At 67.7% G+C, this 22089-nt stretch carries 16 protein-coding genes; 9 read left to right on the forward strand and 7 right to left on the reverse strand.

Translation table 11 applies throughout. From position 1 onward, the window contains the following. The first annotated feature begins 121 nt into the window (after positions 1-121). Positions 122-1429 carry a hypothetical protein gene (locus AC4D14_RS15805; RefSeq protein WP_490903601.1) on the forward strand — a complete coding sequence of 436 codons (1308 nt, stop codon included), beginning with the start codon at positions 122-124 and terminating at the stop codon, positions 1427-1429. Between the two features lie 21 nt (positions 1430-1450). Here AC4D14_RS15805 and AC4D14_RS15810 read toward each other — a convergent pair whose 3' ends face one another. Further along, positions 1451-2434 (reverse strand): proteasome assembly chaperone family protein, encoded by a 984-nt coding sequence (locus tag AC4D14_RS15810; protein ID WP_490903602.1) that lies wholly within the window; start codon positions 2432-2434, stop codon positions 1451-1453. Positions 2435-2647: 213 nt separating this feature from the next. Between AC4D14_RS15810 and AC4D14_RS15815 the strand changes: the two genes are divergently transcribed. The 3 genes from AC4D14_RS15815 to sucB all read left to right on the forward strand — a co-directional run bounded on the left by AC4D14_RS15815 (position 2648) and on the right by sucB (position 7742). After that, on the forward strand, positions 2648-4192 hold the full coding sequence (locus AC4D14_RS15815) for a leucyl aminopeptidase (protein WP_490903603.1): 1545 nt from the start codon (positions 2648-2650) through the stop codon (positions 4190-4192). A gap of 192 nt (positions 4193-4384) precedes the next feature. After that, positions 4385-5767, forward strand: a complete 1383-nt coding sequence (gene lpdA, locus AC4D14_RS15820) for a dihydrolipoyl dehydrogenase (RefSeq protein ID WP_490903604.1) — start codon at positions 4385-4387, stop codon at positions 5765-5767. A gap of 154 nt (positions 5768-5921) precedes the next feature. Next, positions 5922-7742, forward strand: a complete 1821-nt coding sequence (gene sucB / locus AC4D14_RS15825; RefSeq protein WP_490903605.1) for a 2-oxoglutarate dehydrogenase, E2 component, dihydrolipoamide succinyltransferase — start codon at positions 5922-5924, stop codon at positions 7740-7742. Between the two features lie 281 nt (positions 7743-8023). Here the strand turns inward: sucB and AC4D14_RS15830 are convergent, their stop codons facing one another. Then, positions 8024-11563, reverse strand: a complete 3540-nt coding sequence (locus AC4D14_RS15830) for a S41 family peptidase (protein ID WP_490903606.1) — start codon at positions 11561-11563, stop codon at positions 8024-8026. A gap of 93 nt (positions 11564-11656) precedes the next feature. Between AC4D14_RS15830 and AC4D14_RS15835 the strand changes: the two genes are divergently transcribed. Continuing rightward, positions 11657-12544, forward strand: coding sequence for a TIGR01777 family oxidoreductase (locus AC4D14_RS15835; RefSeq protein ID WP_490903607.1), 888 nt, complete (start codon positions 11657-11659; stop codon positions 12542-12544). 3 nt (positions 12545-12547) lie between these two features. Here AC4D14_RS15835 and AC4D14_RS15840 read toward each other — a convergent pair whose 3' ends face one another. Further along, a complete protein-coding gene (locus tag AC4D14_RS15840) occupies positions 12548-14572 on the reverse strand; it encodes a serine/threonine-protein kinase (RefSeq protein WP_490903608.1) in 2025 nt (674 codons plus the stop codon). Positions 14573-14678: 106 nt separating this feature from the next. Here AC4D14_RS15840 and lipB point away from each other — a divergent pair, with 106 nt between their 5' ends. From lipB to AC4D14_RS15855, 3 genes are all read left to right on the forward strand, one after another. Next, positions 14679-15401: a lipoyl(octanoyl) transferase LipB gene (gene lipB, locus AC4D14_RS15845; protein WP_490903609.1), complete on the forward strand. Its 723-nt coding sequence runs from the start codon at positions 14679-14681 to the stop codon at positions 15399-15401. Beyond that, positions 15398-16399, forward strand: a complete 1002-nt coding sequence (gene lipA / locus AC4D14_RS15850) for a lipoyl synthase (RefSeq protein WP_490903610.1) — start codon at positions 15398-15400, stop codon at positions 16397-16399. Before lipB ends, lipA begins: the two co-directional genes overlap by 4 nt. A gap of 71 nt (positions 16400-16470) precedes the next feature. After that, entirely contained in the window at positions 16471-17220 is a 750-nt protein-coding gene (locus AC4D14_RS15855) for a DUF4191 domain-containing protein (RefSeq protein ID WP_490903611.1), read from the forward strand. Positions 17221-17404: 184 nt separating this feature from the next. Here the strand turns inward: AC4D14_RS15855 and AC4D14_RS15860 are convergent, their stop codons facing one another. Next, positions 17405-17836 (reverse strand): RDD family protein, encoded by a 432-nt coding sequence (locus AC4D14_RS15860; RefSeq protein WP_490903612.1) that lies wholly within the window; start codon positions 17834-17836, stop codon positions 17405-17407. A gap of 329 nt (positions 17837-18165) precedes the next feature. Between AC4D14_RS15860 and glnA the strand changes: the two genes are divergently transcribed. After that, the gene (glnA, locus tag AC4D14_RS15865; protein ID WP_490903613.1) at positions 18166-19590 is read left to right on the forward strand and encodes a type I glutamate--ammonia ligase; all 1425 of its coding nucleotides are present in this window, start codon (positions 18166-18168) and stop codon (positions 19588-19590) included. A gap of 84 nt (positions 19591-19674) precedes the next feature. Here glnA and AC4D14_RS15870 read toward each other — a convergent pair whose 3' ends face one another. The 3 genes from AC4D14_RS15870 to AC4D14_RS15880 all read right to left on the reverse strand — a co-directional run bounded on the left by AC4D14_RS15870 (position 19675) and on the right by AC4D14_RS15880 (position 22084). Then, complete coding sequence (locus AC4D14_RS15870) at positions 19675-20172, reverse strand: SRPBCC family protein (RefSeq protein WP_490903614.1); 498 nt, start codon at positions 20170-20172, stop codon at positions 19675-19677. A gap of 4 nt (positions 20173-20176) precedes the next feature. Continuing rightward, positions 20177-20515, reverse strand: a complete 339-nt coding sequence (locus AC4D14_RS15875) for an ArsR/SmtB family transcription factor (RefSeq protein WP_490903615.1) — start codon at positions 20513-20515, stop codon at positions 20177-20179. Positions 20516-20887: 372 nt separating this feature from the next. Next, entirely contained in the window at positions 20888-22084 is a 1197-nt protein-coding gene (locus AC4D14_RS15880; protein ID WP_490903616.1) for a hypothetical protein, read from the reverse strand. Positions 22085-22089: the final 5 nt, after the last annotated feature.

Raw genomic sequence — 22089 nt, forward strand, 5'->3', positions numbered from 1 at the left:
AGCGCGGCCGGCCGGGCTGCCCGCCTGGCGCGGCATTGCAAACCTGCAACGATGGCGGAGCTTGAGGTTACACTCGGAGCGGCGGAGGCGAAAACCGGCCCGCTGACATGTTTGGGGGATCATGGGCAGCAGTCGTGCGCGCATCGTCGCGCTGATCATCGTGCTTGGGGTGCTGGTAGCCGCGCTCGCTTCGATGGCGGGCAATGACTACCTCCTCTTTGCGCTGCTCCTGGCCGGCGGATTCGCGGCCCTAACCGGCTTTCGTCGGTTTTTGATGTATCTCGCCAGGGTGCTGCTGATGCGGGCGGGGAAGGCGGCCCGCGGCAAGCAGGCGGGCGCGTTCCACTACGCCGGGCGAAGCCGTCCGGGTGGAACGCCGTCCGGCGCGGGTGGCTCCCGGGCGTCACCTGGGTCGGTCTACACCGTCGACTCCCCGGCGGCTCCCCGGACCGCAGGCGAGGCGTTCGAGCAGCACGTCCGGCAGCGCGAGCCGGAACTGCGCGACCGGCGGCTTTCGCTGATCCTCGCGGCGCTCCTGATCCCCGCGGCCGTGCTGACATGCCTTGCCGCGCATTGGACCGCAATCGAGGCGCTCTTCGAGGGCCCACCCCTCGGGGCGTGGCGAGGTCTCCTTGCAGTTATTGGGATTGAAGTCCTCGCGGTGGGGCTCATCGCCCTTGTGCTGGGCAGCCGGTACGCGCGCGGCTCGCTCGCCTTCTTTTCGATCGCACGCGAGCTGCCTCCGTTCACGGTTCTGCAGGGCCGCCGGGATGCCCGATTCCTCGAGGCGCTGAGGCAGGTCCGGCCCGGCGTGGCAGGCCTTCCTGAACTTTTCACGGTCTTCACCGACCGGAACGGCGTCCTGCTGCTGGGCGGAGGGGCAGCACCGCGGGTCGTTGCCGCATTTCACTGGCTCCACGTGGCGGAGATCCGCCTCGCACCGCAGGGCTTTCCCTCCTCGCGGCGAGGATCGGGCCAGCAGCGCGTTGAGCTGCTGATCAGGCACAAGGGAGCCGACGTGGGCTTCAGCTTCGAGGTCGAGCGGGCCAAGGTTGCGTGGAGCGAGCACGGATTTGTCAAAGCGGATCCGATTGGCGCCGCCGTCACCACGCTGCAGGGGGTGCGCATGAACTGGCTGGTGCCTCCGCTGGGCTCCGGCGCGGGACACGGCCATGCGGACCCGGGGGCCGGATCCTGGCCTGCCGATGAAACGTCGAAACGTATCAGTCTGCTTTCGGGGACCGCGCCGCTTGCCGGAACCGACCAGGAACGGATGGCACTGACTTACGAGGTGATGCAGCGCGCACCACTTGAACTGGCCAGCGCCCGGGCGGCGTGGCGAAAGCAGGTCCTGACGCGATGCATCCTCGCAGCCGCGGCACTGGGCGCGGTCACCGGCCCGGGGATCCTGCTCGCCTTGATTGGCTAGGATCCCCGGCTGGAGCAGCTGCTACAGCGACGGGGGCACGCCATCGCCGCGGTCGGTGTCGGGCTCGGACCCGTTATCGCGAAGCAGCGTTGATTCCTCTTCGGCCTGCGGGCTGGCGAGGTAGGCCTCGACCTCGGCGCCGATTTCCTCGGCGCTGACGAGCTCGCTGTTGTCCTTGACGAGCAGGGAACGCCGCTCGACGCTTCCCGCCCGCTCGTCGTAGCTTTGCTCAAGGGAACTGACCACTGACTGCACCTCGGGCGAACCGTCGACCTGCCGGGCCACCTGGCGCTCGACCTCGCGGCCCGACTCCCGCAGCCGGTCGGTGGGAAGCATCAGCCCGGTTGCCGCGCCGAGGTACTCGAGACCGGCGACCGCAGCCGGCGGATATTCGGCCTCGGCGAGGTAATGCGGAACATGCACGGCGTAGCCAACGACGGCGAAGCCGGCCTCAATCAGCCGCAGTTCGAGCAGGTGCCCAACCGATGCAGGAACATCCATGACGGGCCGCCAGGCATTCATTCCTTCGATAAGGGACTCGCGGTTGCCATGCACGGTGACGCCGATCGGACGCGTGTGGGGAACGGGCATGGGGATTCCCTGTATCCAGGAGACGTGCGGGACCTGGTACTCGACGGCCAGGGACCGGACCGCCGCCACGAAACGCTCCCACTGCAGGTCCGGCTCCAGGCCGGTGAGCAGCAGGAACGGCTCGCCCAGGCCGTCGTAAAGCCGGTGGAGTTCGATGGACGGCGCCTGGTAGTCCCGGAGATGGTCCTTGTCGAACACGATCCGCGGGCGCCGGCTCCGGTAGTCGACGAGCTGGTCGGTATCGAAGATCGCCACCGGGTCGCTGTCGAGGGTATCCAACAGCTCTTCGCCGACCTGAGACACCACCTGGCCGGCGTCGGACAATCCGCCGAGGCTCACGAGCAGCGGCAGTCCCAACAGGTTCTCCGGGCTCAACTCGGTGTTCAGATCAAACAGTGTGCGTGGATCCAGCATTGCTTCCTCCCTGCGGATGGACTCCGCGCATTCATGCGCGCGTCCTTTTCTTCCTCGTCTCTTCAACGCCGACCGCCCCCGCTTTCATTCCGCGGGTGCAATTGCACGGCGACCGACAGACTACGATCAAAGTACGGGCTCCGTGCTGCCCTGCACCGGATCCCCAATCAGTCCAGTCCCTGGAATCTCATCTGGAAATGAGGAATTACCTTCGTGATGAAGCCAAGCGAGCCCACCCTGACGGCCGTCGCCAAAGACCTGAAGAAAATACCAAGTGACGCCCTGGTTATCGGGGTCGGCAAAACTCCCGAGGGGCCGGTGCTGCTTGACAGCCCGCTGTCGGCGAAGGCCGCGCGGGCGCTCGGCGATTCCCTCCAGGTGCTGGGCATCACGGGGGCTGCCGATGAGGTTCGAAGGATGCCTGGCCTGCCCGACACCGGATCCGACTCCCTCGTCCTCACCGGGGTCGGCGCGTGGAAGCCGGGCACGGCGCTTTCCGCCGAGACCCTCCGGAGGGCTGCCGGAGCGGCGCTGCGGCAGCTGAAGGGCACCGGCACCGTCGTCGTTGCGCTGCCTGCACCGACCGTCGGGGAAGCTACGGCGGTCGCCGAAGGGTCAGCGCTCGGTGCCTACACGTACGAGGGCTACCGCTCCAACCTCGGCGCCGACGGCTCGAGTGTTCCCCCGAAGGACAACGGCGTTGGCGCCGTCCTGATCCACACGCCGGCAGCGCACGATCCCGCCCTGCCGGCGGCCCTGCGCAGGGCCGCCGTACTGGGCAAGAGCGTCAACGCCACGCGCACCCTGGTGAACCAGCCCCCCAGCCACCTCTACCCCGAGACCTTCGCCCAGGCGGCGAAGGACCTTGCGAAGGGCCTTCCCGTCAAGGTCACGGTCATGGACGAGAAGAAGCTCGAACGCGACGGCTACGGCGGAATCCTTGGCGTCGGCAAGGGCTCGTCGCGCCCGCCGCGCATGGTGAAGGTCGAATACTCCCCCACCAAGTCCAAGGTCCACCTGGCGCTCGTCGGAAAGGGCATCACCTTCGACTCCGGTGGACTGTCCCTGAAGCCCGCCGCCGGCATGCAGACAATGAAGCTCGACATGGCCGGCGCGGCCGCCGTCCTCAACACCCTGCTGGCCGTCGCCGAGCTCGGGCTTCCGGCGAAGGTCACCGCCTGGCTGTGCCTGGCCGAGAACATGCCCTCGGGGACCGCGCAGCGGCCCGAGGACGTCCTGACAACCTACGGCGGACGCACCGTCGAGGTCCTCAACACCGACGCCGAAGGCCGCCTCGTGATGGCCGACGGCCTGGCCGCCGCCAGCGAGGAACGCCCCGACGCGATTCTCGACATCGCCACCCTCACCGGGGCCCAGGTCGTCGCGCTGGGCAACCGGGTCTCCGGGGTCATGGGCGACGAGGGTGTCCGCGACGCAGTCAAGGCAGCCGCCGACCGCTCCGGTGAACAGTTCTGGCCGATGCCGCTGCCCGAGGAACTGCGGGCCAGCCTCGACTCCCAGGTCGCCGACATCGCCAATATCGGCGAACGTTCCGGCGGAATGATGACCGCCGCGGTCTTCCTGCGGGAGTTCGTGGGGCAGGTCGACGGCGAGAAGATTCCGTGGGCGCACCTGGACATCGCCGGGCCGGCCTTCAATGAGGGCTCGCCCTACGGGTACACGCCCAAGGCCGGAACGGGTGTGGGAGTGCGCACGCTCCTCGCCTACGTCGAGGACGTCCTGGAACGCGCTTCCTAGACCCCGCCGCTGCTGCCGGGGCACCGCCTCCGGCAGCAGCGTGAGTCTGCCCACAAGCGCCCGACATTGCCCCATTTCAGGTGGTCGCGGGCGGAATCTGGGGATAGGGTAAAGCCTGATCACCAAGCAATTTGGCACAATCAATCACCGACGCGCTTCGGCGCGTCACTGCTTACGCGAGGGAGCGTCAAAGTGGCCGATACGGCAGCTGCGCAAGAATTCGACATCCTGATCCTCGGCGCGGGAAGCGGTGGCTATGCCGCCGCACTCCGGGCGGTCCAACTGGGTTTCACCGTTGGCCTCGTTGAGAAGGGCAAGCTGGGAGGCACGTGCCTCCACAACGGCTGCATCCCCACCAAGGCGCTCCTGCACACTGCAGAGGTGGCCGACAGCGCCCGCTCGGCAGGCAAATACGGAGTCAACGCCACCTTCGAGGCGATCGACATGGGCGCCGTCAACGCCTACAAGGAAGGCATCGTCGCCAGCAAGTTCAAGGGGCTGACGGGCCTGATCAAGTCCCGTGGCATCACCGTGATTGAAGGCGCCGGCCGTCTGACCTCCCAGAACACGGTCGAGGTCAACGGAATCTCCTACACCGGCAAGAACGTCATTCTCGCCACCGGCTCCTACTCACGCACCCTCCCCGGGCTTGAGATCGGCGGCAAGGTCATCACCTCGGACCAGGCCCTGCAGATGGACAGCGTTCCCAAGAGCGCCATCATCCTCGGCGGCGGCGTCATCGGCTGCGAATTCGCCTCCGTCTGGGAGTCCTTCGGCGTCGACGTCACAATCATCGAAGCCCTCCCCTCCCTCGTGCCCAACGAGGACGCGACGATCGTCAAGGCCTTCGAGCGCGCCTTCAAGAAGCGCGGCATCAAGTTCAACACCGGCACCCGCTTCAAGGCCGTTGAGCAGCACGACGACGGCGTCACAGCCACCCTCGAGGACGGCAAGACCTTCAAGGCGGACCTCATGCTCGTCGCCGTTGGCCGCGGCCCCGTGACGGCCGACCTCGGCTACGAAGAGGCCGGGCTCACCCTCGACCGCGGCTTCGTCATCACCAACGAGCGCCTCCACACCGGCGTCGGCAACATCTACGCAGTCGGCGACATCGTCCCCGGCCTGCAGCTGGCCCACCGCGGGTTCCAGCAGGGCATCTTCGTGGCCGAGGAAATCGCAGGCCTGAAGCCGGTCATCGTCGAGGACCTCAACATCCCCAAGGTCACCTACAGCGAGCCCGAGATCGCGTCGGTCGGCTACACCGAAAAGGCAGCCAAGGAAAAGCTTGGCGAAGACCGGGTGGAGACCCAGGAGTACAACCTGGCAGGCAACGGCAAGAGCTCGATCATCGGAACCGGCGGCCTCGTCAAGCTCGTCCGCGAGAAGGACGGGCCCATCATCGGCATGCACATGCTCGGCAGCCGCATGGGCGAGCAGATCGGCGAGGCCCAGCTGATCGTCAACTGGGAGGCCTACCCCGAGGACGTCGCCCAGCTCGTCCACGCGCACCCCACCCAGAACGAGGCACTCGGAGAAGCCGCACTGGCCCTGGCCGGCAAGCCACTCCACAGCTAACCAGCAGCACCCACCACCTGAAGCGGCCTGCAGCCCGGAGAAATCCGGGTTGCACTAAGCTCGCAGGTATTCGCACCAGCAACCTCAGCTGACCCGGCACCACTGGTGGCACAGCTGCCAATGAACGAATCTAATAAGGAGAAACGGGGACAATATGTCTGAATCCGTGAACTTACCCGCTCTCGGTGAAAGCGTCACCGAGGGAACCGTGACGCGCTGGCTGAAGCAGGTAGGCGACACCGTCGAAGTTGACGAGCCCCTCCTGGAGGTTTCCACCGACAAGGTGGACACGGAAATCCCTTCACCGATCGCCGGCGTCATCGAGGAAATCCTCGTCGCCGAGGACGAGACCGCCGAGGTTGGCGCGCCGCTCGTGCGCATCGGAAGCGGTTCGAGCGACGGCGCATCGGGCGGATCAGACGCAGCGGCCCCGGTTCAGGAGCAGGAAGCGCCGGCGCAGGCCGAGGAACCTGCCGCACAGGAAGAGGCACCGGCTGCCGAGCCGGCCGCACCCGCCCAGGAGGAAGCACCTGCGGCGCAGGAGTCCGGAAGCGATGCCGGAACCGAAGTGACCCTCCCTGCGCTCGGGGAAAGCGTCACCGAAGGCACGATCACCCGCTGGCTCAAGGCTGTGGGCGACGACGTCGAGGTCGACGAGCCGCTGCTCGAGGTTTCAACGGACAAGGTTGATACGGAAATCCCCTCCCCCGTGGCTGGAAAGCTCCAAGAGATCCGCGTGAACGAGGACGAAACGGCCGAGGTGGGCTCCGTGCTCGCCGTCATCGGCACCGGCGGTTCAGCACCGGCGAAGGTTGAGGCTCCCCGCGGCGAACCCCTTGCGGCCGGCGAAGCCGAGACCCGCGAGACCGCCGTGGCCGAGCCTGCCTCCGACGGTGCCACAAAACCGGCACCGACCACCTCTGAGCCCGCCGAAGAGGCAGCTCCCGAACCCGCGAAGCCTGCCGCCGAGAAGGAAGCGGCACCCGCCGCACCCGCCCCGGCACCGGCCGCGCCCGCTGGCGGCGACGCCTCGGCGTACGTCACCCCGCTTGTCCGCCGCCTGGCGAACCAGCACGGCGTTGACCTTTCGGCCGTCACCGGAACCGGTGTGGGTGGACGGATCCGCAAGCAGGATGTGGAGGACGCCGCCGAGGCCCTGAAGGCCAAGGAAGCGGCACCGGCAGCTCCGGCCGCCGCACCCGCCGCTGCAGCGCCTGCACGGGCCGCAGCGCCTGCTGTTGAGGCATCGAAGCTCCGTGGAACCGTCGAGAAGGCTCCTCGGATCCGGCAGACCATCGCAAAGCGCATGCGGGAGTCCCTCCAGGTCTCCGCCCAGCTCACCCAGGTGATCGAGGTCGACATGAGCCGCATCGCGCGGCTGCGGAACACGGCGAAGAACAGCTTCCAGGCGCAGAACGGCGCCAAGCTCACCTTCCTGCCCTTCATTTCCAAGGCCGTGACCGAAGCGCTGAAGCAGCACCCCAAGCTCAACGCCTCCTTCGACGAGGAAAAGAAGGAAATCACCTACCACGACGCCGAGCACCTCGCGATCGCCGTGGACACCGAGAAGGGCCTGCTGGTTCCGGTCATCCGCGACGCGGGCAACCTCAACCTCGGCGGTCTGGCGAAGAAGATCGCCGACGTCGGCGCCCGTACCAAGAACAATCAGATCGGGCCGGACGAGCTCGCCGGCGGGACGTTCACGATCACCAACTTCGGGTCGGTCGGCGCCCTGTTCGACACCCCGATCATCAACCAGCCCCAGGTGGCGATCCTCGGCACCGGGACGATCGTCAAGCGCCCCATCGTCGTGACCGACGCCGACGGCGAAGACACGATCGCGATCCGCTCCATGATGTACCTGAGCCTCACGTACGACCACCGCCTGGTGGACGGCGCTGATGCCGGACGGTTCCTGCAGACCCTCAAGGCCCGCCTTGAGGGCGGGGCCTTCGAATCGGAGCTTGGCCTGTAGCCTCGCTAAGCACCGGTTCCTGGTGAACCACGAACAAGGGCGGCGTTCCCCTCACGGGAACGCCGCCCTTGTTGTTTGTCTGTGCAGTGGTTTGTCTGGGCAGTGTTTTATCTGGGCAGTGTTCTTCCGGCGCCGTTTCATCCGGCGCCGTTTCATCCGGCACCGTTTCATCCAGCACCGTGCTGATGCGGCGGCACCCAGTGCCTCAGCCGCTTGCCGGGTGCCCCGCGGACCCGCGGACCCGCGGCCGTTCCACCACCGCAGGGCCGCGAGAAGCAGGCTCAGGCCCCCGGACGCGCGGGCAGCGGAGCGGGCCGGCGCGACGGGTAGCCCTGCTTGGCCGGTGGAACATCGGTGGGCAGCTCACCGAGCATCTCCTTGAGGATTCCCACGCCGTGCTCCAGCTGCGGGTCCTCCCCTGCCGCATACGCGTGAGGTGGGTAGGCAACCTCGATGTCGGGGTCGACGCCGCGGTTCTCAACTCCCCATCCCACGCCGCCGGTCATCCAGAAGGCATAGCGCGGCTGGGTGACTCCCGTGCCGTCGGCGAGGCTGAACCGTCCATCGATGCCCACAACGCCGCCCCAGGTCCGGGTGCCGATCACGGGCCCGATTCCGCGCAGCTTCGCGACCTGCGTGATGATGTCGCCGTCGGAGCCCGCGAACTCATCGGCGAGGACAACCACCGGTCCGCGCGGCGCGTGCGCCGGATACGTTCCCGGTTCTTCCCCGCGGGGGAAGGCCCATGCGGTCACCTTCCGGCCGATCAGCTCGGCGACGAGCTGGGAGGTATGGCCGCCGCGGTTCCGGCGCACGTCGACGATCAGGGCATCCCGCGCTGTCTCGCGGTCGAGGTCGCGGTGCAGCTGCGCCCAGCCGTTGGCGACCATGTCGGGGACGTGGAGGTACCCGAACTTCCCTTCGGACACCTGATGCACGATGGCGCGGTTGCTGCTCACCCAGTTCTGGTAGCGGAGCCGTTCCTCGCTGCGCAGCGGCACAACGGCAACGCGGCGTCTCTGGGCGCCGGCGCCGTCGTCGTACCGGGTGACCGTCAGCTCGACGGTCCGCCCGGCCGCGGCCGTGAGCAGCACCGAGGGGCCGTGCGCCGGCGGCACGGGAATGCCGTCGACTGCTTCGATGATGTCACCGGCCGCCACGGCCACGCCGGGAGCGGTCAGCGGCGAGGCCGCCTGCGGGTCGGAGGACTCACCGGCGAAGATGCGCTGCACGGCCCACCCGCGCGGCGTGGGCACCAGGTCGGCACCGAGGAAGCCCTGGTGCCCTCCCGGTTCGGCGGTCAGCGCCGGGCTCACATAGGCGTGGGAGGTGCCGAGCTCCCCGTGGACTTCCCACAGGACGTCGACGAGGTCGTCGTGGGATCCGATCCGTTCGACGAGCGGCGCATACCGGGACTTCACTTCCTCCCAGTCGAGGCCGCCCATGTCCTCCGTCCAAAAGAAGTCGCGCTGCAGCCGCCAGGTTTCGGTGAATGCCTGCCGCCACACGTTCACCGGATCGAGGAGGATCCGGACCCGGTCAAGGTCGACATCCACCTTGTCCGGCGAGTCGGCGTCGACCTTGCCGCGGGTGGGAACCGCGGTGACCCGTCCCTGCCGAATGACGACGGCAGTGCTGCCGTCACCGCTCACCCGGTAGGAGTCGGCCTCCGCGACGAGGATGTCGACGGAGCGCCGGGCAAGGTCGAACCGCTCAAGGCGCCGCGCCGGCGCCTGGTCGGCGGGCGTGGCCCGCCCGTCTCCGGTGACGCCGCCGCTCTCCCCCGCGGTCCACAGCAGGGCGCCCTTGACCGAGGCCAGCGACTCATAGCTTCCCTGCGCGGCGGGCACCGGGATGATCCGTTCCGAGATGCGCTCGGGGTCGACGGCGACCTTCACCGGTTCGCCCGCGCCGTTTCCGGATTCCTCGGACTTTGACTCCCCCGCGTCGGGTGCCCCGTGCACAGCCGGGCCGAAGGGCGACGGAGTTTCGGCGGCGAGCGCCACAAGGAAAGGCTTGGTCGATGCCGGGAAGCTCAGGTCGAAGCGGTGGGTGTCGTAGACCGGGTCGAAGCTGCGGTCGGAGAGGAACGCGACGAACCTGCCGTCGACGGTGAAGACCGGTGAGTGGTCCCGGAACCGGCCGTCGGTAAGGTCGTGGATCGGTGCCTGCTTCTCGGCCATGGCGACGCGGACGCGGGTGCGGGAGCCTTCGCTGGCAACCGGTTCGGCCCACACGATCCAGCGCGAATCAGCGGAGAAGGAGATGTCGTCGATCGCCCCGTGGGCCGAGGAGGCCAGTGTGAAAAGCTCGCCTGCCTCGACGTCGAGCACCAGGAGGCCCCCGGCCTCCCCGGCGACGGCGACCTTGCGCCCGTCGGGGCTGGCCGCCAGTTCACTGACCCGGAACGGTCCATCGAACGGAAACGACTGGAGTGCACCTGCGGTCGACCGGTCCTGGGCCGCGACGGCGTCGACACCCGGATCGGTTTCACCGTTGGTTGCGGGTTCGGCGGATGCGGTCTCGGCGCGAGGCTGCGGGTCGGCGGCGGAACGCAGTGCCCCCTCGCCGGCGGGCAGCCGCACCGCACCAGATGCCGGCACGGGCAGCGGCAGGGAGGGCTCGGCAGCGGTTTCGCCTGCGTCATCGGTTGCCGGGGCGGAACCGTTTGAGGATCCGTTCGCGCGCGGATCGGCGGCGGCCTGCGGCAGCGGCCCTGCGCCGGCGCCCTCAAAGACCTTCCGGACGAAGAGCGACTCCTCCCCGCCGTGGTCGGCGACGTAGACCACGCTTTCGGCGCCCAGTGGGCGTCCAAGGCGCGCACGCACTCCGGGCGTCGCGTCGATCACCCGGGAGGGCCCGTCGCGGTGCAGCAGCCAGTGAAGCGTCCCGTGGCTTTCGACAACGCTTGCGGTCCCGGAGGCCGTCGGCACGGCTCCGGTCAGGTGGCGCTTGACATTGAGCAGGTGCGGCCTGCGCGCCGTTGAAGCCGAGCCCAGCTGGATGTCGAGCCGTGTGGCTGCCGCATCGGGTTCGAGCGAGGACAGCATCCAGAGTTCGCCTGCCGATTCAAAGACCACCCGTGAGCCGTCGGTGGAGGCATGGCGGACGTAGAAGTCTTCGTTGTCGGTGTGCCGGCGCAGGTCGGTTCCGCGCACGTCGACCGAGTAAAGGTTCCCGTAGCCCTCGTGGTCGGACAGGAAGGCGAGGCGGGTGCCGACCCACATGGGGTCGGTCAGGTTCCCGTCGAGTTCGGGCAGGAACCGGGTGAAGTCACCGCTGCCGCCGGCGTCGATCCAGAGCTTCCCGGCTGTTCCTCCGCGGTAGCGCTTCCACCAGGCCTGCTCACGGGTCATGACGCTGCCAATGACGGTGGTGCGCTCGTCGCCGATCGCGGGAGCGCTGACAATCGTATCGACCGGTCCGTAAGGCAGCACCGTCTGCGCCGACCCGTCGAGCGGCACACGGTATGCCCAGGACAGGCGGGGATCCTCGTGCCGGTAGGCGCTCGTCGCCAGCACCTCGCCCTCGGGCGTGAATCCCTTCACCCTGGTGCTCTGGTGGCCCCAGTATGTGAGCCGGCGGAAGCCGCCCCCGTCCACGTCGGCCGCGACAACCTCGGGAGCCCCTGCCTGCACCACCGTCCACGCGATCACGGCGCCGTCGGGTGAAAAGCGCGGGCTGCGCGCCGGCAGCTGCAGCGCCGAGATCCGCCATGCCCTGCCCCCGGCCAGCGGAGCGACCCAGACATCGTTCTCGGCGACGAAGGTGACCAGATCACCGGAAAGGTGCGGAAAGCGCAAGTAGTTTGAGGAACCCATTGACCGATCATAACCACACGCACCGACGCCCTCCGGAGCACGCGGTGCTGCCCGCCTGTTCCCCCTGCTGGACGCAGGTGGTTCGATGGGACAATGCGCATCCTCATCGCCGGAGCATCGGGCACCATCGGCACCGCCCTTGTCCGTTCCCTTGCCCAGAACCACACCGTCACGCGCCTGGTGCGGCGGGCCCCCAAGGGACCGGATGAAAGCCGGTGGGATCCGGCCGCCGGAACGCTCGACCAGTCGGCGGTGGAGGCCGCCGACGCCGTCATCAACCTTTCCGGAGCGGGGATCGCAGGCGGGCTGTGGACCCGCAGTTACAAGGAGGTCCTCTACTCCTCCCGGATCAGGCCCACCCGCACCCTCGTGGATGCGATGCGGAAGGCGGTCAGCCCGCCTGCGGTCTTCATCAGCCAGTCCGCATCGGGCTACTACGGCGACCGCGGGGACGAACGGCTCAGCGAGAATTCCGGATCGGGGAACACCCTCCTCGCGGACATCTGCCGCCGGTGGGAAGCCGAAGTCAGCCGCGCGCCGTCCCCGGTCCGTACCGTCACGACCCGCACCGGCATTGTGATGGCTAAGCAGGGCGGGGCGCTGCCGGCGCTCCTGCTCCCGCTTCGCCTCTACGCGGGAGGTCCGCTGGGCAGCGGCGACCAGTGGTGGCCCTGGATCACCCTCGAGGACCAGGTCCGCGCCGTCGAATACCTCCTTACCTCTTCCGTTGAAGGGCCGGTAAACCTCGCCGCGCCCCAGCCGGCGCGCCTGCGGGAACTGGTTGAGGCACTGGGCAAGGAGCTGAACCGGCCCACCCGGCTGCGTGTCCCGGAGTTCCTGCTGCGCCGGACGATGGGTCTGCTTGCCTACGAACTGCTGCTGGTCAGCGCGCGCATGGAACCGGAGGTCCTGCAACGCTCCGGGTTCACCTTCGGGCAGAGCACGCTTGAGGATCTGGCGGCCTGGGTGCGGCGCGCCTGACGTTCACCGCGCCCCTGGTTGCTCATGGACCGAGTAGATCCTCCAGGTGTCGCCGTCGTGGTGAAGGACGAAGACCAGGCGCTGCTGGCTTGCGGCGGCCGGGCTGGCAGTGGGAGAACCATCGGCGGCGGTCTCCGTATAGGCCGACACCGCCGCCGTCGCGGCGACTGCGGCGGCCGTCCCGCTTGTTCCGGCCGCCGCTCCGTGGTCCTGCCCGGGGTCCGGGCGGCTCTGGCCCCCGGATGCCGCAGCGCCCATTGGCACGCTCCGTGCCGAGGTGATGCCGACCGTCAGGCCCTCAAGGTGCCGCCCTGCGGCGGCGAGCGCGCGCACCGCCTCGTGGTCGGCCGCCATGGCGGGTGAACCCGCGACATTGACCCGCTGCAGCAGCTGTGGATTCGCCCGCGCAAACGCTTCGGCACGCAGCGCCGCAAGGGCGGGAAGCACCCGAAGGGGATCCGACGCAGCCAGGGCACCGCGCAGGCCCTGGCCTTTCCGCGACCGGCTGCCTTCCGATCCCGGGCTGCCCGGGGCCATGCCGGTGGTGCGATCTCGCCCGCGGCCCGGTTTTGCAGGGTTCGGCGACAAGCCGCTTGGTTCCAACCTGCTTGGTTCCAACCTGCTCGGTTCCAACCTGCTCGGTTCCAACCTGCTCGGTTCCGACCTGCTTGGTTCGAACCTGCTCGGTTCCACCAGGCTGGGCGGTTCTGCGCCGTCGGGCGCGGCAGCCGCGTGTGGGGGCATGACGGCGCCATCTGCCGTCGATGTAGCCTGCCCGGTCCCCGGGTTCGTCGCGGTTCCCGGGTTCGTCTCGGTGGCGGGCGGCGGCCCGGCGGTGGATCGCGGTTCGGGGCCGGGCACCGGCCTGCCTGCCTCCGCAGGGTGCCCGAGCGTGCGGTCCTGCCCGGCGGACCCGATGCCTGCCACGAGCACCCCGCCCAGCAGCAGGACGCCCAGCCCGGCACCCACTGCGGCCCTGCGGATCCGCCCGTTCCGCCCACTCCGCCCGGAGCCTGAAGGGGCACCGGGACGGGTCATGGGTGCGGCGCGGGAACCCGTGCCTGCCCGGAGGGCCGTGAGGCCACGGCGGCCGCCGCCCCGTCTCCCCCTTTTCCTGCTGCCTTCCTCAAGCAGCACCGAACGGCGGGTGCGCAACTGCGGCAGGACGCTCTCGTGGACAGCCGCCACGAGGTCCACCGGAACCGCCGTGCCCGCGCGCAGCAAGCCGCGGGCGAACGCGTCGGCCCGGGGCCGTCGGACCGGGTCGTCGGCCAGGCCCTGTTCGATCAGCTCCGCCATGCGCGGGGGCACTTCCGGTACAAGCAACGGCAGCGGCGGTCTCTGGTCAGTGGGCCGGGGCACTCTGCCGGTCAGGGTGAACCAGGCGACGGCGGCGAGGGAGAACACGTCGGCATCGGAGTCGGGGCGGCCCGCCGCACCGGGGCGGAGGTCCTCGAAGCCGGGCGTTCCGAAGGCTTCCCGGCCGCCCTCCCCCAGCCACCGCCCCAATCCGAGGTCGGCCAGGAGCGGCTTGCCCTCCTCCGTGAAGAGGATGTTGCCGGGCGAAACATCCCCGTGGACGGCGCCTTCGGCGTGGAGATGGCCGAGCGCCTGGGCAATCGGGGCAAGCACCGTCACGGCTTCTCCCACCGGCAGGGGTCCGCGTGCCCCGATCAGTTGGGCGAGCGAACCGCCCGGCGCATAGTCGAGCCGCACCCCGGGGCCCCGCGTCGTGGGGAGGACGTCGTGGACCTTCAGGAGGTGGTCGTGGCGGAAGGCTCCAAGCAGCCCGACCTCGCGTTCTGCCGCCTCACGGTCAATGCGCCGGGCGCCGTTTTCCCGATGCGGCACCTTCAGTGCGTACCGCGTCCCGGTGTCCTCGGCGGTCACGAGCCAGACCTCCGACGCGCCGCCGAGGCCAAGCAGCCGGCCGGTGGCGAACCCCTCGGCCTGGGGCGGTTCACACTCGATCACGGGGGTGTCCACCGTGTACTCAGGCACATCGCCATCGCCCCAAAACGCGTCCATGCGCTCAGGTCTAGTACAACGGGCAGATTCCCGCTCGCGTTATCCACAGGGCGCCGGCGCGCCCGTTCCGTCGCCACGACTCCAAACGGGGGTCTACCCTTATCCCATGACTCTCGAGTTCGCCCGGGTTGGCCTGCATCCGGACTACGTTGACTATGAAACCGGATGGAAGCTCCAGCGTGAGCTTCACGAGGCCGTCATCGACGGGCGGGCCCCCAGCACGGTCCTGCTCCTTGAACACTCAGCGGTCTACACGGCAGGCAAACGCACCGAAGACCACGAACGCCCGTTCGACGGCACGCCCGTCGTCGCCGTTGACCGGGGCGGGAAGCTCACCTGGCACGGTCCCGGTCAGCTGGTGGGCTACCCCATCGTTGCCCTGCCCGAGCCCACGCGGGTGGCCGATTACGTGACCATCCTCGAGGACGTGCTCATCGCCGTCCTTCGGGACTACGGGCTTACCGGAATCCGCATCGAGGGCCGCTCGGGCGTCTGGATCGCGGCTGACGCCACCGGGCCGGACCGGAAGATCGCCGCCATCGGAATCCGCGTCAACCGGCGGGTCACAATGCACGGTTTCGCCCTCAACTGCAGCAACAGCCTGGCGCCGTTCCAGCAGATCGTCCCCTGCGGAATCACCGACGCCGGCGTCACAAGCATCTCCGCTGAACTCGGCCGCACCGTGAACCCCGCCGACGTGGTGGCGCGGGTAGAACAAGAACTGCGCAAGAATGAAGCTGCCTTGGTACTCGATGCCACGGCCAGCGCCCTTTCCGACGGATCAACCGACAACGCTGGCGCAGACCAGCCAAAAGGAGCTTTACTGTGAGCCTGGCACCCGAGGGACGCCGACTGCTGCGCATCGAGGCGCGCAACGCCGAGACCCCGGTCGAGCGCAAGCCCGACTGGATCAAGGCGAAGGTCAATATCGGACCCGAATTCGTTTCGATGAAGAACCTGGTGAAGAAGGAAGGGCTCCACACGGTCTGCGAGGAAGCGGGATGCCCGAACATCTTCGAATGCTGGGAAGACCGGGAGGCAACGTTCCTCATCGGCGGCTCGGAGTGCACGCGCCGCTGCGACTTCTGCCAGATCGACACCGGCAAACCGCAGCCCCTTGACCGCAGCGAGCCCTTCAAGGTGGCCCAGTCGGTGAAGTCGATGAACCTCCGCTACGCCACAGTGACAGGGGTCGCCCGCGACGACCTGCCCGACGAGGGCGTCTGGCTGTATGCCGAGACGATCCGGCAGATCCACAGCATGAACCCCGGCACGGGCGTCGAAATCCTCATCCCCGACTTCTCCGGCCGGCCCGAACATATCACCGCGATCTGCGAAGCGGCTCCCGAGGTTTTCGCCCACAACGTCGAGACGGTGCCCCGCATTTTCAAGCGCATCCGCCCTGCCTTCCGTTACGAGCGGTCCCTCGACGTCATCAGCCAGGGCCGCGACCAGGGCATGGTCACGAAGTCGAACCTCATCCTCGGCATGGGTGAGACCCGGGAGGAGATCTCGTCGGCCCTCCGGGACCTTCACGACGCCGGCTGCGACCTGATCACCATTACCCAGTACCTGCGCCCCAGCGAGCGGCACCTTCCGGTGGACCGCTGGGTCAAACCAGGAGAGTTCGTCGAACTGCGCGACGAGGCGGAGGAAATCGGCTTCCTCGGGGTCATGAGCGGGCCGCTGGTGCGCTCCTCCTACCGGGCCGGGCGTCTGTGGGCGCGTGCCATGCGCAAGAAGGGCTTCGAACTGCCGCCGGAGCTTGCCCATATCGAGGATTCGGGCTCAACGCTGCAGGAGGCCTCGAGCCTCAAAGCCGGGTAGCCGGCCCCCACCAGGCACTGCCCCCTTCCGCGGGCAAATGAGTATCCGGCATCACGTAGAATTGAGCCACTATGTCGCACAGCATCGATTCAGCAGGTTCCCCCGCGCCCAAACGGCGCCTCTTCTCCCGCAAGCCGAAGGCGAACAAGCCCGCCAAGACGGGGCGGACCAAGCAGATCATCGAAGTCTTCAAGATGACCCGGCGGAACGACCCGAACGTCGTCTGGCTGATGCTTGCTGCGTTCCTCGGCATCATCGCTGTCGGCCTGCTCATCGGCCTGCTGATCCAGAACGTGGTGACGCTGCTCATCATCGCCATCCCGCTGGCGTTCCTCGCCGCGGTGTTCATCCTCTCGCGCCGTGCAGAACGCGCCGCGTTCTCCCAGATCGAGGGCAAACCGGGTGCTGCAGGTGCCGCACTGAGCGTGCTGCGCCGGGGCTGGATCCTCGAGGAGCAGCCGGTGGCAATGAACCCGCGCACCCAGGACGCGGTGTTCCGGGCAATCGGCCGGTGCGGAATCGTCCTGGTGACCGAAGGCCCTTCCACCCGCGTCAAGCGGCTCGCCGACGACGAACGCCGCAAGATGGCGCGTATCTTGCCAAACGTTCCCGTTCACATCATCCAGGCCGGCCGCGGCGAAGGGCAGGTGCCGCTTGCCAAGGTGGCGCGCACAGCTCAGAAACTGAAGAAGACGCTCACCAAGCAGGAGGTTCAGGCCGTCAACAAGCGCCTGAACGCCCTCGGAACACGTCTGCCCATCCCCAAGGGCGTCGATCCGTTCAAGGCGCGCCCCGACCGCAAGGCAATGAAGGGCCGCTAACGCTCCCTCGCTCCAGTCAGGTGGCGGACTCCGCTGAGCTACGGCTCGGCAGGGTCCGCCATTTTGTTTGGATCGCATGCACTGCGCAGTAATGACAGGAAAAACCCTCTCGGGGCCGTCATTACTGCACTGTGGATGTCGAGAACGTACCGGAGATGGGATGTCGGGGACGGGCCGGAGATGATCAGATGCGGACGAGGACCGTTCCGCGGACGCGGTCGTGGAGGCCGCGCTGATCTGGGTCGAAAATCACTGCCGGTATCACCAGGCAGATCAGCACGGCACGGATGACGGCGGTGAGGTAGCCGGCGGGGCGTCCGTCGAGGGTCTGCACCTGCATTCCCATCACCCGGTGGCCAATGCTGTAGCCGAAGAACCCGACGAGCAGGATCTGCTCGATGAGGAAGATGTAGGTTGTGGCAAATCCGTCCCAGCCGAAGAATGCAGCCGAGATCGCCGAGCACAGTGCCCAGTCGATGACCAGCGCCCCAAACCTCCGGCCGAAGCGTGCGATCGAACCCGGACCGTGCTGGGGACGGCCAAGCCGCTTGCCCGGCCACTCCTGGATCGGCGGCGGCCCTTCAAGCCAGGACCCGACGTCGCTTCTGTTCACCACAGGCCCAGTTTACCCTCGACCCGGACGGCGGTGCCGCCGCGTCCGGGGACCGCGAACCGCTGCCGGCCGGGCACCCCCGGCCGTATCCGAGGACCGGGGCGGCCCCCGGCGGGTGCGGGACGGGTGCCAAATCAGGCTAGGCTGAAAGTGCAGCCACCATTAAGTAACGTGCCGGAAACAACCGTGACACTAACGGGAAACTGGGTGCTCCTAGAGTTGTGACCTGTCGGCGGCAGCAGAAGTACTGCCAGCGTTCACCCCTGCTCACAGTGGAGAGACGCTGCAGCGCCGGGCCGTTACCCCCGCTATGCGTAAGGAGCATAAAACCGATGTTCAAGAATGCGGACGAAGTCCTCAAATACATCGCTGACGAAGATGTGAAGTTCGTCGATGTCCGATTCACCGACCTCCCCGGGGTCCAGCAGCACTTCAACGTGCCGGCGAAATCGGTCGACGCCGACTTCTTCATCAACGGCCAGTTGTTTGACGGATCGTCAATCCGCGGATTTCAGGGCATCGCGGAGTCCGACATGCAGCTCATTCCGGACCCCACAACGGCGTTCATCGATCCGTTCCGCGTGGAGAAGACCCTCGCGCTGAACTTCTCGATCGTCAACCCCCGCACCGGAGACCCGTACCACCGCGATCCGCGCGGCGTCGCCGAGCGCGCCGAGGCCTACCTCGCGTCGTCGGGCATCGCCGACACGGCGTTCTTCGCCCCTGAGGCCGAGTTCTACATCTTCGACAACGTCCAGTACGAGTCCTCCCCGCAGGGAAGCTTCTACAAGGTCGACTCGATCGAGGCCCCCTGGAACTCGGGCCGCGAGGAGGTCGGAGGAAACCTCGGCAACAAGACCCCGTTCAAGGGCGGCTACTTCCCGGTCTCCCCTGTCGACAAGCAGGCGGACCTGCGCGACGCGATCTGCGTTGAGCTTGACCGTGCGGGCCTTGAGGTCGAGCGGTCCCACCACGAGGTCGGCGGCGCCGGCCAGGCAGAGATCAACTACAAGTTCACGACGATGACGCACGCTGCGGACGACCTGCAGAAGTTCAAGTACATCGTCAAGAACGTCTCCAACGCGTGGGGCAAGTCCGCAACGTTCATGCCGAAGCCGATCTTCGGCGACAACGGCTCCGGAATGCACTGCCACCAGTCGCTGTGGAACGGCGGAGAGCCGCTGTTCTACGACGAGCGCGGCTACGCCGGCCTGTCCGATGTTGCCCGCTGGTACATCGGCGGCCTGCTCAGGCACGCCTCCGCCGTCCTCGCGTTCACCAACCCGACGGTGAACTCCTACCGCCGCCTGGTGAAGGGTTTCGAGGCACCGGTGAATATGGTTTACTCCCAGGGCAACCGCTCCGCGGGCATCCGGATCCCGATCACCGGTTCCAACCCGAAGGCCAAGCGCATCGAGTTCCGCGCGCCGGACCCCTCGTCGAACCCGTACCTCGCCTTCGCCGCGCAGCTCATGGCCGGCCTTGACGGGATCAAGAACCGGATCGAACCGGCCGACCCCATCGACAAGGACCTCTACGAGCTCCCCGCCGAGGAAGCAAAGGACATCCAGAAGGCTCCCGGGTCCCTCGAGGAAGCGCTGCTCGCCCTCGAGGCGGACAACGAATTCCTTCAGGCCGGAGGCGTCTTCACCCAGGACCTCATCGACACCTGGATCGAGTACAAGCGCGAGACGGAGATCCTGCCGCTGGCGCTCCGCCCGAACCCCTACGAGTTCGAGCTGTACTACGGCGTCTAGCCAAACCGCCGATCGCGTTCGAACCAGAAGAGCCCTGTCACCCGCAGCAGCGGGTGACAGGGCTCTTTCGTTGGCGGGGTCAGGTCAGGTCCGCGCTGGCTCGGCCAGCAGGGCGTCGATCTGCCCGATCGCCTCCCTCATTCCCTCCTCCATGCCCATCGCCAGCATCTGCTCCAACTGCTCGGCGCTTTCGAAGGAGGTCACTGTGGTCATCCGGGTGCGGCCCTCGACGGCTTCAAGCGTCATGACGCTGTGCGTTGCCCCCATCTTGGCATCGTGCTCCCCGTTCTCATCGGCGAACCCGTCGTCGTACTCAAGGCGGCGGGGGGCATCGATCGCCGTGATCCGCCACCAGCCATGGAACTTCTCGCCCTCGGGACCGGTCATGTAGTAGCTGGCGGCACCCCCGGGGACGAACTCGTACCGCCCGAAGGTGGCAGGGTAGGTGGGCGGACCCCACCAGCGCTCGAGCTGGCGCGGGTCCTCCCACACCTGCCACACCCTCTCGACGGGGGCGTCGAACTCGGCGATGAAGGTGAGGCTAAGGGCCTCCGGGTCCTGATGGGAAGAAATGAACGTCATGGGACTACTCCTGTTCCTCAGCGAGAATTTCAGCCATCCGGTCGACGCGCTGCCGCCAGATCTGCTCGTACTCATCGAGCAGCCGCCGCGCCTTCCGCACACCATCGAGATCCGGCCGCACGATCTGCTCCCTTCCACGCTTCTCCTTGGTCACGAGGGAAGCGCGCTCCAGCACCGCCACGTGCTTCTGCACAGCAGCGAAACTCATGGCGTAGTGTGCCGCAAGACCGGACACCGAATACTCCCCGGTGATGACCCGTGCGACGATATCGCGTCGGGTCGCATCGGCGAACGCCTGGAACAGGCGGTCCATCTCGGCATCGCTCAGCATATCTACAACCATTTGGTTGTAACTTAGTCCCCGCTCCGCCAGCCGTCAAGAGAAAACATTCGGGCAAAGGAGAACCCGCCCGGCGTGGTGCAGGTGGCCGGACGGGCTCCGTTACCGTTGCTCAGAGACCTCAGCAACGGGAACGTCTTTCACAATATCCCCATTGGTCACAAGCGGCCAGCATTTGGAATCCTGGAGATTCACATTGTGGTCCTTTACGGATCCTGCCAGTCGGGCTGATTCCCGCACGGGTGCCCGTGCGCGCTGGGGCTGTTGACGCCATCCACTGCTGGCCGGCCCTGACGGCACCCTCCAACGACGGAACGGCCGCCCACCATACCGGTGGGCGGCCGTTCCGTTCACACTGTGGCTAAGCCGGATGCGTCAGCACCGGTTGCGCCGCTGCTCTGCGTTCGACGGGTTCTTGATGCAGGTCTCACCCGTGGTGCGCATGCTGGTTGTCACGACCGGGGTCCCGGGCGCCTCGGTGTCGACGACCAGGGGATCGATGTCCTCACGGGCAACGGTGACAACGGGCTCGGCAGGCGCCGTGGCGGTTATCACCCGGTCCGTCGTCTCGCCGTCCTCGACGGTGATGACCGGCGCGGTGGCCGTGCAGACCGTCTCGGACTCCGGGTCACCGGGCCGCGAGCCGCTGGTGACGACCGGCTCCCCCGGGACGTCGGCGGTGGTGGTGACGGGAGTACCCGCGCTTGGCGTGCGGGTGACTGTAGGCGTGCCGGGCACGGGCACATCGTCCTTGGTGAAGCTGTAGACCGTGGTCGTGGTCGTCGTCGTGCGGGTGGTCTGCTGGGTGGTCGTGGCCGTCCGGACCGTCGGCTGCGTGGTGGCCGTGGCGACCGCCGTCTGGAAGGTCGTCGTCGTGCACGACTCACGCTGCTGCGTGGTGGTGATCACTTTGGTGACCGGCGTGGTCGTCGTGATGAGCGTTTCCCGCGGCTGGGTGCTTGTTGTGACGCGCTCGCGGGGCGTGGTTGTGGTGGTGACCACCGTCGTCGGGGTCGTGGTCGTGGTCAGCACCGCGCGGTCGCACTTTTCAACCGACCGGTTGGCGTTGTCGTTGTTGACGCGGCGGCAGTTCGTGGTCGTCGGCGTCTCGGTCCTGGTCGGCGTTCCGTTCTCGGTCCGGGTGGTGGAGGAGGGAGTGCCGGCGACGACGACCGACTCACTTGTTGCTTCGCCGGCGTCGCGGTCTTCCTCGCTGACGACGGGAGTGCCCGTGCGCTCGGTCGTGACGCTCACAGGTTCATCAACGTTGCGATCTTCGGTGGTGATCTCAGGATTGGGCTGCCGGACGGGCTGCGAGGTGTCGACGGTGGTCGCTTCGCCGGATGCCCGGGAGGGCCCGAAGGCCACCGTCGGCTCTCCGGAGGGAGTGTCGAGGCCAACAACAGTAATGGTCGTCGTGCACCGCTGGTTGGAGCCGTTGCCCGACAGGGTGCCGCCGAGGGCTGTACAGGCCGCCTGGCGCTCGGCCGGCCCGGCGAGGGCAGGGCCAGCGGGGGCAAGCGAAACGACCAGGCCAAGGGTCGTTGCCGCCACAAGAGAAGAAAACCGCATTATGA

This window comes from Arthrobacter sp. TJ-254, assembly GCF_058269175.1.

Coding starts and splice junctions, on each gene's coding strand:
- AC4D14_RS15805 (WP_490903601.1), top strand. CDS start 122: ATGGGCAGCAGTCGTGCGCGCATCGTCGCGCTGATCATCGTGCTTGGG.
- AC4D14_RS15810 (WP_490903602.1), bottom strand. CDS start 2,434: ATGCTGGATCCACGCACACTGTTTGATCTGAACACCGAGTTGAGCCCG.
- sucB (WP_490903605.1), top strand. CDS start 5,922: ATGTCTGAATCCGTGAACTTACCCGCTCTCGGTGAAAGCGTCACCGAG.
- AC4D14_RS15830 (WP_490903606.1), bottom strand. CDS start 11,563: ATGGGTTCCTCAAACTACTTGCGCTTTCCGCACCTTTCCGGTGATCTG.
- AC4D14_RS15835 (WP_490903607.1), top strand. CDS start 11,657: ATGCGCATCCTCATCGCCGGAGCATCGGGCACCATCGGCACCGCCCTT.
- AC4D14_RS15840 (WP_490903608.1), bottom strand. CDS start 14,572: ATGGACGCGTTTTGGGGCGATGGCGATGTGCCTGAGTACACGGTGGAC.
- lipB (WP_490903609.1), top strand. CDS start 14,679: ATGACTCTCGAGTTCGCCCGGGTTGGCCTGCATCCGGACTACGTTGAC.
- AC4D14_RS15855 (WP_490903611.1), top strand. CDS start 16,471: ATGTCGCACAGCATCGATTCAGCAGGTTCCCCCGCGCCCAAACGGCGC.
- glnA (WP_490903613.1), top strand. CDS start 18,166: ATGTTCAAGAATGCGGACGAAGTCCTCAAATACATCGCTGACGAAGAT.
- AC4D14_RS15870 (WP_490903614.1), bottom strand. CDS start 20,172: ATGACGTTCATTTCTTCCCATCAGGACCCGGAGGCCCTTAGCCTCACC.
- AC4D14_RS15875 (WP_490903615.1), bottom strand. CDS start 20,515: ATGGTTGTAGATATGCTGAGCGATGCCGAGATGGACCGCCTGTTCCAG.
- AC4D14_RS15880 (WP_490903616.1), bottom strand. CDS start 22,084: ATGCGGTTTTCTTCTCTTGTGGCGGCAACGACCCTTGGCCTGGTCGTT.